This is a genomic window from Endoryza foliicola (assembly GCF_050589245.1).
GTDB classification, from domain to species: Bacteria; Bacteroidota; Bacteroidia; order Chitinophagales; family Chitinophagaceae; genus Endoryza; species Endoryza foliicola.
The window spans coordinates 77,530-95,181 of record NZ_JBOBEW010000006.1; the positions used below are offsets into that span (position 1 = coordinate 77,530).

Genomic DNA, 17,652 nt, shown 5'->3' on the forward strand with positions numbered 1-17,652 from the left:
TATGCCGTATATTTCTTGTATACGGCTCCAAATCATTAACAAGTAACGCTTTTGGGATAACACATTGGGTACAGCGATTACATATACGGAGCAAGAGCTGGTGGCTTTATTGAAAAATAAAGACCAGAATGCTTTTGGCTATTTGTACGAGCGCTATTCCGGTGCTTTGTACAGCAGTATAGTACAAATTGTTGACCAGCAAGAACTTGCAAACGATGTGTTACAAGAAGTGTTTGTTAATATATGGCGTAGGATAGAAACCTATGATGCAGCCAAAGGTCGACTGTACACCTGGATGTTGAACATCGCCCGAAATGCATCGATCGATTTGCTTCGATCAAAAGGTTTTCAAAACAGTAAAAAGAACGCCTCGATCCCTGAAAATGTGGACGATGGAACCCTAGGTACTGCCTTTCAGCCGGATGCAAATAATATTGGATTAAAAAAGGCTGTTCAACAATTAAAGGAAGAACACCGAATTTTAATAGATTTGGCCTACTTCAAGGGATACACCCATGAAGAAATTGCCGAAATAACGAAAACGCCTTTGGGTACCGTGAAAACGCGGATCCGAAGTGCATTAACTCAAATGCGATCCTTACTATCGTGAACACAAAAGAGTACATAGAAAGTGGAATTATTGAAAGCTACGTGCTGGGGATGACTTCGGAAGAAGAGCGTCTCGAGTTCGAGCAGGCTTGTGCTTCCTATCCGGAAGTGAAAGCGGCTCGCGAAGCATTCGAGATTGCACTCGAGAACCAAGCTCTGGCAACAGCGGTAGCACCACCGCCTCAGCTTAAGGGTCTGGTTATGGAAGCTCTGAGTATTGAAGCGAAAGAGGAAACAAAAGTGGTTAAAATGCCGGCCGTTCCACCCGCAAACGTGGTGGTAATGGACCCCAACAAACGTTTACGCTTTGTGGCAGCTGCCGCAGTAGTACTATTTTTGATCAGCTCTGGTTTGAATTTTTATTACTTCAATCAATACAAGTCTGCCACCGCCTTATATGATAATTTGGTAAAAGAGAATACGGAAGTGGCTTCTAATTACAAGAAAATTGAAGCAAAATATTCTGAAGCAGTTGAATCAATGAAGGTATTGCAGAATCCAAATATGGTGGTGGTGAAAATGGCTGGGTCTGAAGTGGCAACCAGTCCGGATCCTTCTAGCTTGGCCACTATTTACTGGGATGCGGCGACCAAAGATGTGTATTTAATGGTCAATAAAATGCCGGCACCGAAAACCACCGAAGAACAATATCAGTTGTGGGCTTTGGTTGACGGGGTTCCTGTAGACGCCGGAGTATTTGATATTCAAAATGGCGTTGCTGTATTGAAAATGAAAAATATACCTAAGGCTCAGGCCTTCGCTGTAACGCTTGAAAAAAGAGGGGGTAGTCCAACCCCACACTTAGAGCAGCTCTACGTTCTGGGTAAAGTTTCTTAATATATATAAACGCATATTGGTTAACTTGCTAGTATGCGTTTTTTACTTCGTTTGGTCACGGGCTATATCGTATTTCCCATTGCCTGGACGGCCTTAATCATTTTTTTGCTTTGTATTCCGGGCGATGATATTCCCGACACCTCATCGTTTCTCCCTCCTTATTTTGATAAAATTGTCCATTTCGGGCTATTTGCCGGATTTGCCTTTTTGTGGACAGCTTATTTCTTTTTAAGATCAAAGGAATCTTCCCCAAAAAAATTTTTGATCATTTTTGGAATTTTGGGCCTTTTTTTAGGGATTGCCCTTGAATTTGTTCAATTGTATTTTATTCCGAATCGCAGTTTTGATGGGATAGATATTATTGCCGATAGTGCCGGAGTGGCATTTGGAGCAGCTTTTTTTTACTGGTGGAATAAATTGTAAGAATCTGTTTTACAATACCTTATTAAAAGAGTAGGCCCCCGTAGAAACGGGGGCCGTAACCAAAACTAACTGCTTATGAGAAAATTGACTGCTTTTATAATAAGTTCAAATTGTTGTTCTTTAACTAGTATAACGCAAATCCAGTGCCAGTAGTGTGACTTAAACCGTTAAAGAAGGTTTAAAACAATTTTTTCTGTTAAGAGCTACACTTTGACTGCGTTTTCTATTACAAAGTAACAGTGGTTTTTTTGAAATGTTGTTGCTTCTATCAAAGTTTTCAATCTATTAACAATTGTAGAACGGAGTACCTATTATAATATTTCGAATTCAGTATTAATGGGTACTCGAACTACTAGGTAAACCCTTAGATAATTTGATGGTAACAGTGATGAATACCTTTTTTTATCTTTTCTTCATTTACGATACAAAGCTAAACTTAGTTTCATTTTTGAACAAGAGCAGTAAGGCTTTTGAATTGTAGTTTACAAATGAAGTTTTTCAATTCTAATTAATGACGTGGAATAGCAACTGCGCGAATCGAACAGTTGTTGATGTTCTAAGCCGTGCGACCCCTACAGGGTCGATTTATCATCGTGCTATTTTTTTGCTACTGATGTGCGACCCCACTGGGGGCGGTGGCACTTGAAGGGATTAATTTAATGAAGGCAAATATGTAGTGATTTTTCGGTGCCAATATCTGCAGTTGAAATCATGCCTATCGCGATTTAGCGCCGCATAGGTGATTGGATGGAAATAGCTTTTTTTTAAGATGTTTATTGCTTTGTTTAGATCAGATGCGACCTCTCCGAGGTCGAACGCGCTCACATTGATTGTTATCTACGAACATGCGACCCTTCCAGGGTCGATTTATCATCGTGCTATTTTTTTGCTACCGATGTGCGACCCCGCTGGGGTCGGTGGCGCCGGATGAGTTTGTTGTAGTGAAGGCAAATATGTGTAATGATTTTTAGGTACCAATATCCGCATTTTGAAATCAAGCTTGTAGCGAACTAAGCCGTTCTAATTATAAGGTGGTGATAATGCTTTTTGAATCGAGCTGTTTATGGTTTTGTTTAGATCAGATGCGACCTCTCCGAGGTCGAACGCAAGGTCGCCCAATTCTATTTCTACCAACATTCGACCCTTCCACGGTCGATTTATTATCGTGTTATTTTTTTGCTACTGATGTGCGACCCCGCTGGGGTCGGGGCCTTAAAGAGTTTGTCGTTGTTGCAATTATTTCGCGTTTTACAACTGATATCAAGATCACTGTATTTTCTCGTTTCACGTCTCCCCGCATCCTCGTTCCTGTTATCTGGCTGTTCAATTCTTAATTCTTAACTCTTAATTCTTAATTATTATTCCTCTTTTACTCCCCTTGCTTTCCAAGCTTCTCAGCATTCTCGGCAAATTGTAAGGCATCGATGAATTCTTGCAATTGTCCATTCATTACATCATTCAAGTTGTAAACCGTTAAGCCAATGCGGTGATCGGTTACACGACCTTGAGGATAGTTATAAGTTCTGATCTTTGCTGAACGGTCTCCGGTACTTACCAAGCTCTTACGTTGACGCGCAATTTCTTCTTCCTGCTTTCTTACTTGTTCTTCGTACAATTTGGTACGCAACATTTGCATCGCTTTCTCACGGTTGCCTAACTGCGTACGTTCTGTTTGGCAAATGATAACGGTTCCGGTTGGAATATGGGTTAACATTACCTTGGTTTCTACTTTGTTTACGTTCTGTCCACCGGCACCCCCGCTTCGCGAGGTTTCCATTTTCACATCCGCCTCTCTCAATTCAAAATCAATTTCTTCCGCCTCAGGCATTACTGCCACAGTAGCGGCAGATGTGTGTACACGACCACTGGTTTCAGTGTCCGGAACACGCTGCACGCGGTGAACACCACTCTCAAATTTCAATGTTCCATATACTTCATCGCCCACTACTTCTAATTGTACTTCCTTGTATCCACCCACTGTTCCTTCATTCTCACTCAATACGGCTGTTTTCCAACCTTTATTGGCGCAATATCTCAGGTACATGTCTAAGAGGTTGCCGGCAAATAAACTTGCCTCATCGCCTCCGGTACCGGCACGAATTTCAATGATGGCGTTTTTATCGTCTTGAGGGTCTTTTGGAATGAGCAATTTGCGGATTTCAGCCTCTAAAACATCTTTTTTTGCTTCCAAGTCGGGCAACTCTAATTTGGCCAATTCACGCAATTCTTCGTCACTGCCGTTCAGCGCCTCTTTGTACATCTCCAAATCGTCCAATGTGCTCTTGTAGCTGTTCGCCTTTACCACAATTTTCTCTAGACTACGGTATTCTTTACTGAGCGCACTGAACTTCTTATTGTCGCTAACGATCTCCGGGTTGGTTAGGGCTACCCCTAAATCCTCAAATCGAGCTCGTATTGCATCTAATTTATCTAACATTGGTCCTCTTATTTTTTAAAGGCGTTTTTCCTGATTAAGTTTGCAAAGTTAATTCATTCCCCCTTCATATGGAATATAGAAAGTATCGTGCACAGAAGTTATTTGACGGTTTGAACTGGTATGGTTCCGAGAAAGTGTTGATTCTTAATAGTGAGGGAGTCGTTCTTGGTGTGGAGGACCTTCAACCTGAAGAAACGGTAATTCCTGTTTTGGAGGGAATTCTTTGTCCGGGATTCATCAATACCCATTGTCATTTAGAATTAAGCCATTTAAAAGGGAAGCTTCCCCAAAAAACAGGGATGGTTGGTTTCATAAAAGATGTAATGACCAAAAGGGCCGCCTCAGTTGATGAACAAATCAATGCCATGAATGCGGCTATTGTTGAATTGAAGGCTGAGGGAATTGTGGCTGTTGGTGACATCTGCAATACTAGTGTTTCTGCTTCTGTAAAGTCTAATGCAGGTATCGTTTTCCATAATTTTATTGAAATCAGTGGATTTGTGCCCGCCGGTGCCAAATCACGCTACGAGGCTGGTTTAGAAGTATTACAACAATTCATAGCAGCAGGTCTTAGTGAAGAACGGGTATCTCTGGTACCACATGCACCCTATTCTGTTTCGGCCGAATTGTTTAAAATGATTCAGCAAACAAACGCACATCCGATTCAAACCATGCATTCTCAAGAAAGCAGTGCGGAAGAAGAGTGGATCAAAAATGGAGTAGGCGATTTTAAAGGACTGTTTGAATTTCTAAAAGTTGACGTTGATTTTTTCAAAGGAACAGGCCGTTCCTCTCTCCAATATTCCCTTCCTTTTTTCACCAACGAACCCCTGATTTTAGTACACAATGGAACGATTACCAAAGAAGATATCGATGAATTGAAGAGTCACCATTCTCAAGGTCCTCGTTACTGTTGCCTTTGCCCCAATGCCAATGAATTCATCGGTAATCAAGTTCCCGATATCAACTTGCTTAGAAACGCCGCCATACCTATTACAATTGGAACGGATAGCTTGGCTTCCAATCATCACTTGTCGATTCGAAAGGAACTGCAAAAGCTCAAGGAAATGTATCCAAATCTTCCTTCCGAGTATTTAGTAGAAGCTGCTACTAGCAATGGTGCCCAAGCTTTAAAATTAGATGAGCAATTCGGTGCATTTAAAAAGAACCGGAAACCCGGTGTGAATTTGATTGCCGAGGATTTTTCCTTGCTCAGAGTAATTGCTTGAGTACGCTCAAGCTTTTCAAAGTGCCAAATTCATGCAAGTGGTGTTGATAGAATTCTTCCAATGCCGCTAAAAGCATTCTTCTCTTTTCTACATTCATTTTTAATTCTTCCAGTTCTTTCGGATGCTGAACTTTTAAGAATTGAGAAATTAAATTACTGTAGGGTTCTGTAATATAGGAAGGGTGATGGGGGATCTCAGTTTCGAAAGAACCTTCTTTCAAATCCAAAACACAGCGTAATTGAGTATAACTATCATTGATACGAAATCCAAAAAAGAACGGCAAGTGCGTGGCAAAGAAAATAGGGTAGTTCGCTAATGTTGTAGAATCTGCCTCATCTAAATGGATGAATGCGTCTTCTATAAAATAAAACAGTTCGGGATTGGGTTCGGGTTGCTTTAAGAGTTTTTGCAAAAGTTCAACCATATACTGCGCTACACAATTTTTAATTACATCGAAGAAGATATTCTTGTACAAATAGCTCCATCGATATTCTTTAACGCGTTGAAGGTTTTTGAATTCTTTGTGGTATACCACTAATTCCAACATGCTTCCGATCTGAAAATAACTTGCTTTATTAGTGCCTTTCTGTTTGCTGGTGCGCACACCTTGCATCAAGTACGACTGCGTTCCAAATAACTCCGTGAATACCGTTACAATCAAACTCGTATCGCCGTAAGCAACCGATTTTAATACAATCCCTTTCGTTCTATGTAATACTTCTCCACTCATTATTTCCCGATAAATACAATTTTGGAAACTGCTTTTTCTGCGGATATAGGTTCTTTTACAATCACCAAATACACGCCCGAATTGATATTCCTGCCTTTCAAATCGCGTCCGTTCCAAGTGGCCTGTCCACCCAATGCTTTTGTTTCATAAATCAATCTGCCGTTCAACTCCGTAATTTTTACAGTTGCATTTTCCGGAAGTCCTTTAATGCCGATCAATCCGGTATAGTCCGGTGGTACCGGATTCGGAAATACAAGCACCTTGCCTTTTTCAACTGTTGGATCGGTTGCGGTTGACCGATAGGAGGCCATCCCATTTGATGTTCCAAAAAATACTTCTCCGGTTGCTTTTGCTATTGCAATAGAGTAAACTGTGTCTGACAAAAGCAGGCTATTGCTCTTGTTAAATTGTTGCAATGTTTCCTCACCTTCTTCATTAACTAAAAACACTCCATTGTTAGTACCCATCCATTTTCTATTGGCTCCATCTGTGGCAATACTATATACCGCCTCATTCGCTAAAAGATAGCCGGCAAAGTTTCCCTGCTTCACTATAGGCCAAATGGCGTCACAAATTTTATTGCTTGCAAAAAGATCGTTCACGCATTGAAATACTGCGGCCCCATTAGTGGTGCCTACCCATACAAAGCCGTTTCTATCTTTAGTGATCGAACGAATAGCCGGGGAAGGCAAGTTTCCTGCTTGACTAACTGAACGAATCCATTTCCATTGGTCATCAGCGGTATTGTTGATATCAGCACCGTAATTGAATACAAAAATTCCTTGATTCTCTCCACTACAAATCCAAATATGATCGTAATCGTCTACCAAAATTTGCGCAAGACTATTATTGGAAACTGGGAATGGAATGGAGAAGGATTTACTGCTGCCATCAGGTTTCACCACCTTCAAGGGATTGCCGGCTTGACTGTTGGCGATCCAAAGATTGTTTTTTGAATCGAGGCCCAGCCCGCTCACTATGTATCGCTGAGGCGAAATGCTTGAACTGCCAATGAGTGAATTCAGCGCATAAACCGACCAAGTATTCCCTTCTTTCCGAAGAAGGCCTCTCTGATCGGAACCGGCCCAAACAATATCTTTTGTTTCGTCGGTTATTGTAACCAACACGTTGCCTAATGAATCGGGTAAGGAATTATTAAAAGAAGAGAAACTTGTCCATCCTGTTTCTGTTAAAAGACTCAGTCCATTTGAATTGCCGGAACTAGGTTCCCAATTTGATCTTGAGGCAGCCCAAAGCCCGTTATTGGTAGCGAAATGTTGACCGGTATTTTTTCCGATAGGTCCATTCGGAATCAGTGAAGAGAAACCGCTATTGGCAAACAATCCCATTCCTTTTCTTCGATCAGCAATATAAATGGTGTTGTTTAACGAAAGTACATCGTTGGGGAACTGGATCAGCGAATTTTGAATAGCATTTACTAGGGAACCGGATGTTGAAAGTTGAGCAACTCTTGCATTGGAACCTAAACGTTCAATAAGAAATAGTTGATTGTTGCTAGTGCGCATATTTGTAACAGCCCAGCCATCGGCATATAAGAATTGCCAGTTTGAACTAAAACTAAACAAACTGTCTTTTCGTAGTGCAATAAGTTGATTATTTACAACGCTCAGTTTTGTAACGGGGCTCGAATTGTTTGGGAGGCCGGCATCGAGCGACCAATTGCGATAATCGGCAAGATTTACACCGTTTAGTGCAGCTTTCTTTAAACCCTCCGAGGTAGCAGCATATATACTGTTGTTGTAGATAACGGTACTGAATACTTGAACAGGCCCGCCATTATCTCCAATTGAATAGTTTCCTTTAAATTCTTGTTTGTTTAGGTCAATAACTAAGATGCCCAGTCCGGTTGAAATATAGGATGTGTTCGCGGTATTGAAAATTTCATAGATCTGTTTACTTGACAGCGTATTAAGATCTCGGAAGCTGGTAAGAGAAGTGGTTTCATTTTCAGTTAGCACATCTATAAGTCCGTTATTATAAGCCACTACTAGATTATTGGAAGATGGAATCAATTGGAAGGTTTCGATTCCGGTTTCTGAGAGTCGGTTTTGTTTGGTGAGCTGTGTGTATTCTCCACTTGTAGCATTGTATTCGAAAATGCCATAAGGGGTAGCGCACCAGACGGATTGATCATTGGTTTGAAGCACCGTAGTTTCATTCCAAGGAAGATGCAGACGCCATTCGTTTAGGGCCGGTACTTGACCATAGGAAGAATGGAGCACGAAAAGGAGCAAAGTCCACAAAAAGGGTGCTTTACAGCGCATGCTTCAAAGGTAGCCACTTTGTAACGAAAATTTAAGTTGAGTAAGCGAGCTAAAATGAGTTTCTTTGTACACCTAAAACATCCAATAACATATGTGGGCATCTCTAGGCCGTTTCATTTTGAAATTCAGATGGGTCTTATTGACCATCTTGTTGGCTGTAACCGCTTTTATGGGTTACCATGCTTCGAAAGTGGAATTGAGTTATGAATTTACGCGGGCGATTCCCACCGACAATCCCAAGTATATTGCGTATCAAAACTTTCGTCAAAAATTTGGTGAAGATGCGGGCTTGATGGTAATTGGTGTGCAAACGAATAAATTCTTTGAAGAAGGCTTTTTCAATGATTATGTGAAGTTGATTGAAGAGCTAAAGAAGGTCCCTGCGGTAGAAGATATCCTCGCCATTCCGGGCACTGTTCAATTGTATAAAGACACTGCTGCAGAAAAACTCCTCTCTACTCCAATTTTTGGAAAAGGAAAAATTACACAAATACAATTGGATAGCGCCGCTGCTGTTTTTTATAGTCTTCCTTTTTATAAGACCTTGTTGTACAATCCGGAAACCAATGCTTACTTAATGGGGGTTCGGTTGGATAAAAAGATCATCAACTCCAAAGCAAGAACCGGAGTGGTTGCTTCCGTCCTGGAAATTGCGGCTAAGTTTGAGAAAACACACAATATAGAATTGCACTATAGTGGTCTTCCTTTGATCAGAACCATTGTGGCCGATAAAATTGCCAAAGAGATGCGGTATTTTTTGGTGGGTTCAATTTTGTTGAGTGCATTGATTCTTTTTATCTTTTTTAGAAGCTTTAGTGCTACAGGTCTTTCATTGGCTGTTGTAATTATTGGAGTGGTATGGAGTTTAGGAACGCTTCATTTGTTTGGTTATAAGATCTCCCTTTTAACTGCATTGATCCCACCTTTGGTGGTTGTAATTGGGGTGCCCAATTGCATCTATTTTTTGAATAAATATCATACCAGCTACCGCGATACCGGAGATAAAAATCACGCTTTGGTAGAGATGGTGAGACGAATGGGTATTGTAACCTTGTTTTGCAATATTGCTGCTGCTATTGGATTTGCAGTATTTGCATTAACGAGAAGTGCATTGCTGAAAGAGTTTGGAGCGGTTGCGGGCATCAATATTATGGCACTGTTCTTCATTTCTCTGATACTCATTCCCGTTACATTGAGTGTGCTTCCAAATCCTAAGAAGCGACACATGCAATACCTCGATAACAAGTGGATGTTGAAGTTCTTGGATCGATTGGAACTTTGGAGCTTGCATCATCAGAAACTTATTTATGGAATGAGTGCTTTGTTTTTGATTGGAGCGGTAGCAGGAATTTTACAATTGCAGTCACAAGGATTTATTGTAGACGATTTGCCAAAAACTGATAAAGTTTACACAGATTTGAAGTTCTTCGAAAAGAATTTTAAAGGTGTGATGCCTTTAGAAATTGTGATTGATACCAAGCAAAAAAATGGCTTTCGGAAAAACACATTGGTGTTGTTATCTAAAATCGATTCGCTTTCGGCTTTCATTTCGAATAGGCCTGAAATGGCTCGACCATTGTCGTTGGTAGAGGGACTCAAGTTTGTTCGTCAAGCCTATTATGATGGCGACAGCAGTGCGTATGGATTGCCGTCTTCCTTTGATATTGCGTTCTTGGCGCAATATTTAACGCCGAAGGAAGGAGAGAAGTCGGGCGAGAGTTTGAACAAGTTGTTGCGTTCCTTTATAGATAGTAACAAGCAACAGATTCGAGTGAGCGTAAATATGGCGGATGTGGGTAGCAAGAGACTCCCAGAGATCATTGATACTGTAAGTGCAGTTACGGGGAGCTTGTTTGATTCCAGCAAGTATCATGTTGAATTCACGGGAACATCTGTTACCTTTTTGGAAGGTAGTACATTCATTATCAACGGATTAAAAGAAAGTGTAGTTTGGGCTTTTGCCTTAATAGCAGTGTGTATGTTGTATCTTTTTAGATCGTTTAAGATTCTAATTTGCTCATTGATTCCGAATATTATTCCGCTGGTAATTACGGCCGGTGTAATGGGATGGGTAGGAGTGGCTATCAAACCCTCTACGGTGTTGGTTTTTTCTGTAGCGCTAGGAATTGCAATTGATATTACGATTCGCTTTTTAGTGAATTATAAGCAGGAATTGAAATCGGGCGCGAATCCCGAGAAAGTGGTGATCGATACCATTCACAAAACAGGGATCAGCATTATCTATACTTCTTTGGTTTTGATAGCCGGGTTTATCATCTTCGTTTTCAGTGAATTCGGTGGTACAAAGGCCCTCGGTTGGCTCACTTCGCTCACCTTAGTTTTAGCCACTTTGACCAATTTAATCCTTTTGCCAGCCCTCTTATTGGTGTTTGTGAAAAAATTCCCGAAAACATAAATAAGATATTAAAAATATTAATATCCATTATTTATTCATTTGCAATTTATTAACAATTGTGATGCTTGAGTTGAATCAATAATATGATGAATGGTGTGATTTTAATCAAATTCTAAGGTGTTTTTCAGTTCAAGAAAGCAGCCGTTGGAATAAATTCGCTGTCTTTTAATGTCCGTCTGAACATTTAGACGGAATCCATTGTTTTATCAAACAAAAACTGTTTCACATGAGAAAATTCCTCCTGCTCCTTGCAGGGGTTCTCTTCTTTGCTGCACAAGTAGTGGCACAAAGTAAGACGATCTCCGGTAAGGTGAAAGATGCTAGTGGTGCGCCAGTACCGAATGCGTCGATCGTTGTAAAAGGTACCAGTGTTGGTACAACAACAAAAACAGATGGTACATTCACCATCACAGTTCCTGCAAGTACTAAAGCGTTAGTGATCTCAGCCGTAGGTTTGGTTGAGCAAGAGATTAACGTTTCTAACCGCACAAGTGTAGACGTTACTTTGCAGTCAGAAGACAAAAACCTGACTGAAGTAGTGGTAGTGGGTTATCAAACCTTGAAAAAGCGTGAGGTAACTGCAGCCATTGCACGTGTAGGTGGTGAAGAAATCCGCAACCTTCCGATGCAGAGCTTTGACCGTGCGATCCAAGGTCGTGCAGCCGGTGTAGACATTCGTTCCAACAACGGTTTGCCCGGTGGTGCGGTAAACGTTCGTATTCGTGGGGTAGGTTCAATTGCTGCGGGTAACGATCCTTTGTACATCGTAGATGGAGTACAAGTAAACTCCGGTACTGTGAGCTTGGGTCAAACCTTCACACAAACCAACCCATTGGCTTATTTGAATCCTAACGACATTGAGAGCATCGAGATTTTGAAAGACGCTGCCGCGGCTTCTATCTATGGTGCGCGTGCCGGTAACGGGGTTGTAATTATCACTACCAAAAAAGGTAAAGGTGGTAAAACAAACATCACTGTTAATGGATACTTTGGTACTACAAGTCCATTGAAATATTTGGATATCTTAAACACACAGGAATACATTCAAGCTCGCGCAGAAGCATACACCAATGCTTTGAACTTGGCTGATGTAAACACACCAAGTGCTAGTTTAGGTACCATTAGCGGTAACCCTATCACTTCTGTTCAACGTACATTGAGTGATATGGGATTGAATCCTTTATTAACAAAAGGTCAAATTGATACTTTGCCTACTTATGATTGGCAAAGACAAGCTTTCCGTCAAGGTCAGATCAAGAACGCTGAAGTAAGTATTTCTGCTGGTTCAGAGAAAACAAGCTTCTACTTGAGTGGTGGTTATACTAAGCAAGATGCGATTGTATTGCCTGCCGACTTTGAAAGAGGAACCTTATTAACCAACATCGGTCATAAAATCAATAAGAAATTATCAATTGAAGCGCAAATCAGTTTGAGTACGATTTTGCAAACAGGTCCATTTGCTCAAGATGGTTCATTCTTGGGTAACCCTGCCTTCTCTGCTTCTTTGATCCTTCCTCATAACCCAATTTACAATGCAGACGGTACCTTCTATGGCTTACCGCCAAATGCTGTAAATGGTTTGTTGAACCAGAACGTAATTGGTGTAGTAAAATACAACACTTCACGTCAGCGTACCAATCAAATGGTAGGTAGCTTGTCTACTACTTATGAAATTGCAAAAGGTCTTCGTTATAAGGGTACTTATGGCTTAGATTACCGTTTGGTTCAAGCTACACGTTACACCGACCCTCGTACCAATGATGGTTTCGCAGTGGTAGGTCGTTTAACTGAAGTGAGCAACTGGAACACCAACTTCCTTACCACTCATACATTGAACTATGTAAAAACATTCAACGATGTTCACAACTTCAATGCTATTGCCGGTATCGAATATAGAAAAGATATCAACGAACAGATTGCTGCAACAGGTATCGGTTTCCCAACCAGTCAGTTCCGTACATTGGATGCGTCAGCAACTCCTGAAAGCGTAACTGGTTTCTGGACTGGTTCTGCAACTTTCTCTCAGTTCGCTAAAGTGAACTACGATTACGACAAGAAATACTTGTTGTCATTGACTGTACGTCGTGATGGTTCTTCACGTTTCGGTGCTAACAATTTATACGCTATTTTCCCAGCGATCAGTGCCGGTTGGAATCTTGCTTCTGAGCGATTCATGGAAAAAGCGAAAGCAATTTCTGATTTGAAAGTGCGTGTGTCTTACGGTCAAACAGGTAACGACCAAATCGGTAACTTCTTAAGCAGAGGTTTATACGGTGCTACTCGTACATATAATGGTAGTGCAGGTATTGGACCAACGCAGTTGGCAAACCCTGATTTGAAATGGGAGCGTCGTACTGAAACGAACTTCGGTATCGATTTCGGATTCTTCAATAACCGCTTAACCGGTAGCTTGGATTTCTACAGAAGAGAAAACAAAGACTTGTTGTTGAGTGTACCTATTTACACTACAACCGGTTTCTCTTCAATTACTCGTAACACAGGTTCTGTTCAAAACCAAGGGGTTGAATTCGCCTTCCGTTATAAAGTTTTGGATGGTGCCTTCAAATGGACTACCAGCTTCAACATTTCTTATAATGACAACCGTGTAACCGGTTTGTATGATACCTTAACTTCTTTACCTTCTGATCCTTCAATCAAAATTGGTAAGAGCTTGGGTTCATTCTTTACCAACAAATATGCGGGTGTTAACCCTGCAACCGGTCGCCCAATGTGGTACGACTTGGCAGGTAACTTAACTTACACTGCTTTGGCTGCTGATCGTCAGTTCTTAGGTAATACTTTGAACGATTATTTCGGTGGTTTCAGCAACAATTTCGAGTATAAAAACTTTGAATTGGAAGTGTTCTTCAACTACGAATACGGTCGTCAGATCACCGATGGTCAGTACAATTTCTTAAGTGAAATTGGCGGACGTGCATTCAACGCTTTGCAAAGTGTATACGATGCTCGTTGGACTAAGCCTGGTGATTTAACAAGTGTTCCAAGACCAATCAATGGTAACGCTGAAACACGTGCTTCAGGTAACTTCACCGGTAGCCGTACAATTTTGAAAGCCGACTACATCCGTTTGAAACAATTGACACTCGGATACAATTTGCCTTCATCAATTACGAAGCGTTTGAAAATCACAAATGGTAAGTTCTACATTCAAGGAGTAAACTTGTGGACATACAGCGATTTCCCCGGATATGATGTGGAATTCGGTGGTACTGCTACAGGTATCGTTCCTCAATCTAAAAACTTCACCTTTGGTATTCAGTTAGGTCTTTAATTTTTAATTTGAAAGATGCGTGAAAAGAAAAGTGAGTTAGCTTCTTTCAACTAATAAAACAGAACAAATGAAAAAGATAACGAGAAAATTATCGATTGTACTGGTACTTGGAGCAGTTTTAGTTACAGCTTGTAACAAAAAATTGACTGTAGATCCCAGACAATCCATCAGCTTTGAATCTGCATTAACAAGTGCAGGTAACGTGAATGCGGCTGTAAACTCTGTTTACGGTGGTTTGCGTAACCAATTATTATATGGACGTGATTACCTGGCGGTAACAGACGCTTTGGCGGATCTTACTACTGCTACCGGTAAATCAGGTCGTTTACAACCTGAAAACAGAAACACACAAGGTTCTCACATCGCATCTTGGGGTACCGCTTATGCCTTGTTGAATGAAATCAACTTGATTTTGGAAGCATTGCCAAATATCGCAGACGCAACTACTGCCCAGAAAGATCAGTGGGAAGGTGAAATGAAGTTCGTGAGAGCTTTGTTGCATCATGACCTTGCTCGTAGCTATGCTTACGACACTACTGCTGTGATCGGTGCTAACTATAGAGGAAACATTGTACTGGCTTTGAAAGCTTTCAGAGATGGTACTACTGCCTTAGATTACAGACCGGCTCGTAACAGCACGAAAGAAGTATATGAGTCAATTTATGCCGACTTAACTGTTGCTACTACTAAGTTGGGCAACACAAGAGGTGTTTATTATGCGACAAAAGCTTCCGCTCATGCTTTATTTAGCCGTGTTGCATTGTATTATGGCGATTATTCTAGAGCCGTAACAGAAGCAACTACAGCCATTGCTCAAGCAGCAGGGGTTGGTGCAGCATTGTCGAGCAGTGCAAACTATCTTGCCGGATGGAGAGCTTTGCGCAATCCTGAAAGCATTTACGAAGTACGATTCAATATCCAAAACGAAAACTTGGGTGTGAACGTATCATTGCAAACTAGCTACACTACTTTGAACACACTTGGAAATACCAGTTCAACGGGTGGTTTCGGTGACTTGGTTCCAAACAACTTCTTCTTAGGACAAGTTGGTGTGGGTACTACTGGTTTCCCTAATATCAGCCGTGGAGCCGACGTTCGTGCAAACTTGTATGAGTGGGGTACTGCAGGTCGCGGTACACGTTTCATCGAGTGTACTAAGTTCTTCGGAAAAAGTGGTTTCCCTAACCTCGATAACGTTCCTGTGATTCGTTTCCCAGAACTGTTGTTGAACCGTGCGGAAGCTTATTATAAGCGTGCTGGCGCCGGCGACGAAGCACTTGCATTAGCAGATCTTAACTCAGTTATCACAAACCGTGGTTTAACTGCTGTTACTTTAACGGGTGCTGCTTTGTTCAACGAAATCATGCGTCAACGTATGTTGGAGTTCGCTTTCGAAGGTCACAGATGGTTCGACTTGAAGCGTAACGGTTTGGATGTAGTAAAATCTCCTGCAACCATTCCTTTCACTGATACTCGTATCCTTCCCGGTATTCCACAACGTGATATCGATGGTAACCCTAACATGAAACAGAATCCCGGTTATTAATTCTTAAAACAAGATTAGTATGAAAAGAAATCATTTATATCTGTTTGTAATCGCTCTATCGTTCTTTTTCACTTCTTGTATTAAGAATGAAGGGGTGGTTTTCAAAGATAAACTGTACGTTGAGTTCGACGCTACAGTACTCAACACACCGTTAACTGGTCAAGCATATCCCATGTTAACACGTGTCCCAACATATGGTGCCGCGGTTACTACTGCAAATCCATCAATTACTCGTACGTCTGGTACTATTAAGTTTCGTGTAAACTTGGTAGGAGCTCAGCAAAGCACTGATCAAGTGATCAAGTTTAAAGCAGTAAGTGGTGCAACCATTCCAACTACTGCGGCTCAAGCTGATGCCGGTACGCATTATTCAATTACAGGAAACGTAACAATTCCTGCTAACAAAAGCTTCGGTGAAGTTGAAATTACCGTGATCAATCCGGGTGTTTCTAGCACTACTCCGAGAGCTTTTGTAATTGAATTGGAAGGTAACGGTACCGTTCTTCCAAGTGAAAACTACAAGCGTTTGGGTATCCAAATCGCTCAGAACTAATAAGGAGCAGTCCTTGATTTATCATAATCCCGCCTCTTTGAGGCGGGATTTTTTGTTGGGAGAATTTTAACAAAAAAAGATCTCCGAATATTTTCGTATTTCAGCAAGAGTGCTATATTTGATCTACGAAAAAAAACGTAGATATATGAAGAAACAAGTTATAGCCATTGGATGCGCTGCATTTCTTCTAGCAGCAGCTACTCCAACCCTTGCTCAAACCAAGGAAGAAGTTGAAAAAAAGGTGATTGAAAAGAAGAAAGCGAAAGAAGAGGGCGAAAAGAAAAAAGAAGAACAAGAGATCATTATTCGCAAGAAAGGAAAAGACGATCAGAAATACACCATTATTGTAGAGGGGGAGAAAGTTACGGTTAATGGAAAACCACTTGATGAATTAAAAGACGTGGATGTAATCATTCGAAAGCACACTGCTCCGAGAATTGTAATGGGAGGACCTGCCAGCCCACGTTTTCGTTCTGAAGATGGTCCGGGAGAGTTTTTCGAGTTCGATTTGGCCGATGAAGAAGGACTCGCAAATCTACAGGCAACTGGAAACAAAGCCTTTTTAGGTGTTTCAAGTGAGCCTACGGAAGGAGGCGCAAAAATCATCACTGTATCAGAAAACAGCGCTGCTGAAAAAGCAGGTTTGAAAACAGGCGATATCATCAGTAAAGTAAACGACATTCCTATTGAAAATCAGGAAGACCTTGCGGCTGCTATCGGTAAGTTTAAGCCGGAAGATGAAGTGACCATTTCTTACAAAAGAGACGGGAAGGCTGCTGAAGCAAAAGCAAAATTGGGTAAGAACAAGTCAATTGCCATTGCTCGCTCTTATAATTTTACCGGTCCCCGTGGCCAAGTTTATAGAACACCTCAAATGCCCGCAATGCCTGATATGAGAGAATTTGAAGATGGAATGCGCGAATTTGAATTTGATAGTAGAAATGGTATGCGTGGTCAAAACTTACTGTTAGACCTTCGCCGACCAAAACTGGGAATCAAAGCTCAAGATTTAGAAGAAGGTGATGGCGTGAAAGTGCTGGAAGTGAATCCCGAGTCTCCTGCAGCCAAAGCCGGAATCAAACAAGGTGATATCATTACCGATTTTGATGGCACAGCCATTAAAAACGCCGATGAATTAGCTGAAGCGGCTAGAAAAAGTGCCGAAAAACCCTCTGTAAAAGTACAATTGAAGAGAGATGGTAAGGCTCAAACTATAGAGATTAAAACACCTAAACGCTTGAAAACAGCGAACTTGTAACTGTACGCTAGCAAGTATAGCCATGAAAACCCTCACC

General features: G+C 41.2%; 12 protein-coding genes. 9 read left to right on the plus strand and 3 right to left on the minus strand.

What is annotated here, in order from left to right; all coding sequences use genetic code 11:
• Positions 1 to 64 precede the first annotated feature (64 nt).
• The 3 genes from ACQ2HE_RS14465 to ACQ2HE_RS14475 are packed head-to-tail and all read left to right on the plus strand — an operon-like array spanning position 65 to position 1,869.
• On the plus strand, positions 65 to 610 hold the full coding sequence (locus tag ACQ2HE_RS14465; protein ID WP_430900205.1) for an RNA polymerase sigma factor: 546 nt from the start codon (positions 65 to 67) through the stop codon (positions 608 to 610).
• On the plus strand, positions 607 to 1,446 hold the full coding sequence (locus ACQ2HE_RS14470; protein ID WP_430900203.1) for an anti-sigma factor: 840 nt from the start codon (positions 607 to 609) through the stop codon (positions 1,444 to 1,446). The genes ACQ2HE_RS14465 and ACQ2HE_RS14470 overlap by 4 nt, the downstream gene beginning before the upstream one ends.
• 33 nt (positions 1,447 to 1,479) lie before the next feature.
• Positions 1,480 to 1,869 carry a VanZ family protein gene (locus tag ACQ2HE_RS14475; RefSeq protein WP_430900201.1) on the plus strand — a complete coding sequence of 130 codons (390 nt, stop codon included), beginning with the start codon at positions 1,480 to 1,482 and terminating at the stop codon, positions 1,867 to 1,869.
• A 1,369-nt stretch (positions 1,870 to 3,238) separates the two neighbouring features.
• On the opposite strand, the gene prfA is transcribed toward ACQ2HE_RS14475, so the two are convergent.
• A complete protein-coding gene (gene prfA / locus ACQ2HE_RS14480; protein ID WP_430900199.1) occupies positions 3,239 to 4,306 on the minus strand; it encodes a peptide chain release factor 1 in 1,068 nt (355 codons plus the stop codon).
• A 68-nt stretch (positions 4,307 to 4,374) separates the two neighbouring features.
• On the opposite strand from prfA, the gene ACQ2HE_RS14485 reads away from it, so the two are divergent.
• Positions 4,375 to 5,535 (plus strand): amidohydrolase family protein, encoded by a 1,161-nt coding sequence (locus tag ACQ2HE_RS14485; RefSeq protein WP_430900197.1) that lies wholly within the window; start codon positions 4,375 to 4,377, stop codon positions 5,533 to 5,535.
• On the opposite strand, the gene recO is transcribed toward ACQ2HE_RS14485, so the two are convergent.
• Positions 5,519 to 6,265: a DNA repair protein RecO gene (gene recO, locus ACQ2HE_RS14490; RefSeq protein ID WP_430900195.1), complete on the minus strand. Its 747-nt coding sequence runs from the start codon at positions 6,263 to 6,265 to the stop codon at positions 5,519 to 5,521. The genes ACQ2HE_RS14485 and recO overlap by 17 nt on opposite strands.
• Complete coding sequence (gene porZ, locus ACQ2HE_RS14495; protein ID WP_430900193.1) at positions 6,265 to 8,550, minus strand: type IX secretion system anionic LPS delivery protein PorZ; 2,286 nt, start codon at positions 8,548 to 8,550, stop codon at positions 6,265 to 6,267. The genes recO and porZ overlap by 1 nt, the downstream gene beginning before the upstream one ends.
• A 91-nt stretch (positions 8,551 to 8,641) precedes the next feature.
• Between porZ and ACQ2HE_RS14500 the strand changes: the two genes are divergently transcribed.
• The 5 genes from ACQ2HE_RS14500 (at position 8,642) to ACQ2HE_RS14520 (ending at position 17,615) form a co-directional block, all read left to right on the plus strand.
• Positions 8,642 to 10,966: an efflux RND transporter permease subunit gene (locus ACQ2HE_RS14500; RefSeq protein WP_430900191.1), complete on the plus strand. Its 2,325-nt coding sequence runs from the start codon at positions 8,642 to 8,644 to the stop codon at positions 10,964 to 10,966.
• A 226-nt stretch (positions 10,967 to 11,192) separates the two neighbouring features.
• On the plus strand, positions 11,193 to 14,258 hold the full coding sequence (locus tag ACQ2HE_RS14505) for a SusC/RagA family TonB-linked outer membrane protein (RefSeq protein WP_430900189.1): 3,066 nt from the start codon (positions 11,193 to 11,195) through the stop codon (positions 14,256 to 14,258).
• Between the two features lie 67 nt (positions 14,259 to 14,325).
• On the plus strand, positions 14,326 to 15,804 hold the full coding sequence (locus ACQ2HE_RS14510; protein ID WP_430900187.1) for a RagB/SusD family nutrient uptake outer membrane protein: 1,479 nt from the start codon (positions 14,326 to 14,328) through the stop codon (positions 15,802 to 15,804).
• A gap of 19 nt (positions 15,805 to 15,823) precedes the next feature.
• Positions 15,824 to 16,357, plus strand: a complete 534-nt coding sequence (locus ACQ2HE_RS14515; RefSeq protein ID WP_430900185.1) for a hypothetical protein — start codon at positions 15,824 to 15,826, stop codon at positions 16,355 to 16,357.
• Positions 16,358 to 16,502: 145 nt separating this feature from the next.
• The gene (locus ACQ2HE_RS14520; RefSeq protein ID WP_430900183.1) at positions 16,503 to 17,615 is read left to right on the plus strand and encodes a PDZ domain-containing protein; all 1,113 of its coding nucleotides are present in this window, start codon (positions 16,503 to 16,505) and stop codon (positions 17,613 to 17,615) included.
• Positions 17,616 to 17,652 lie beyond the last annotated feature (37 nt).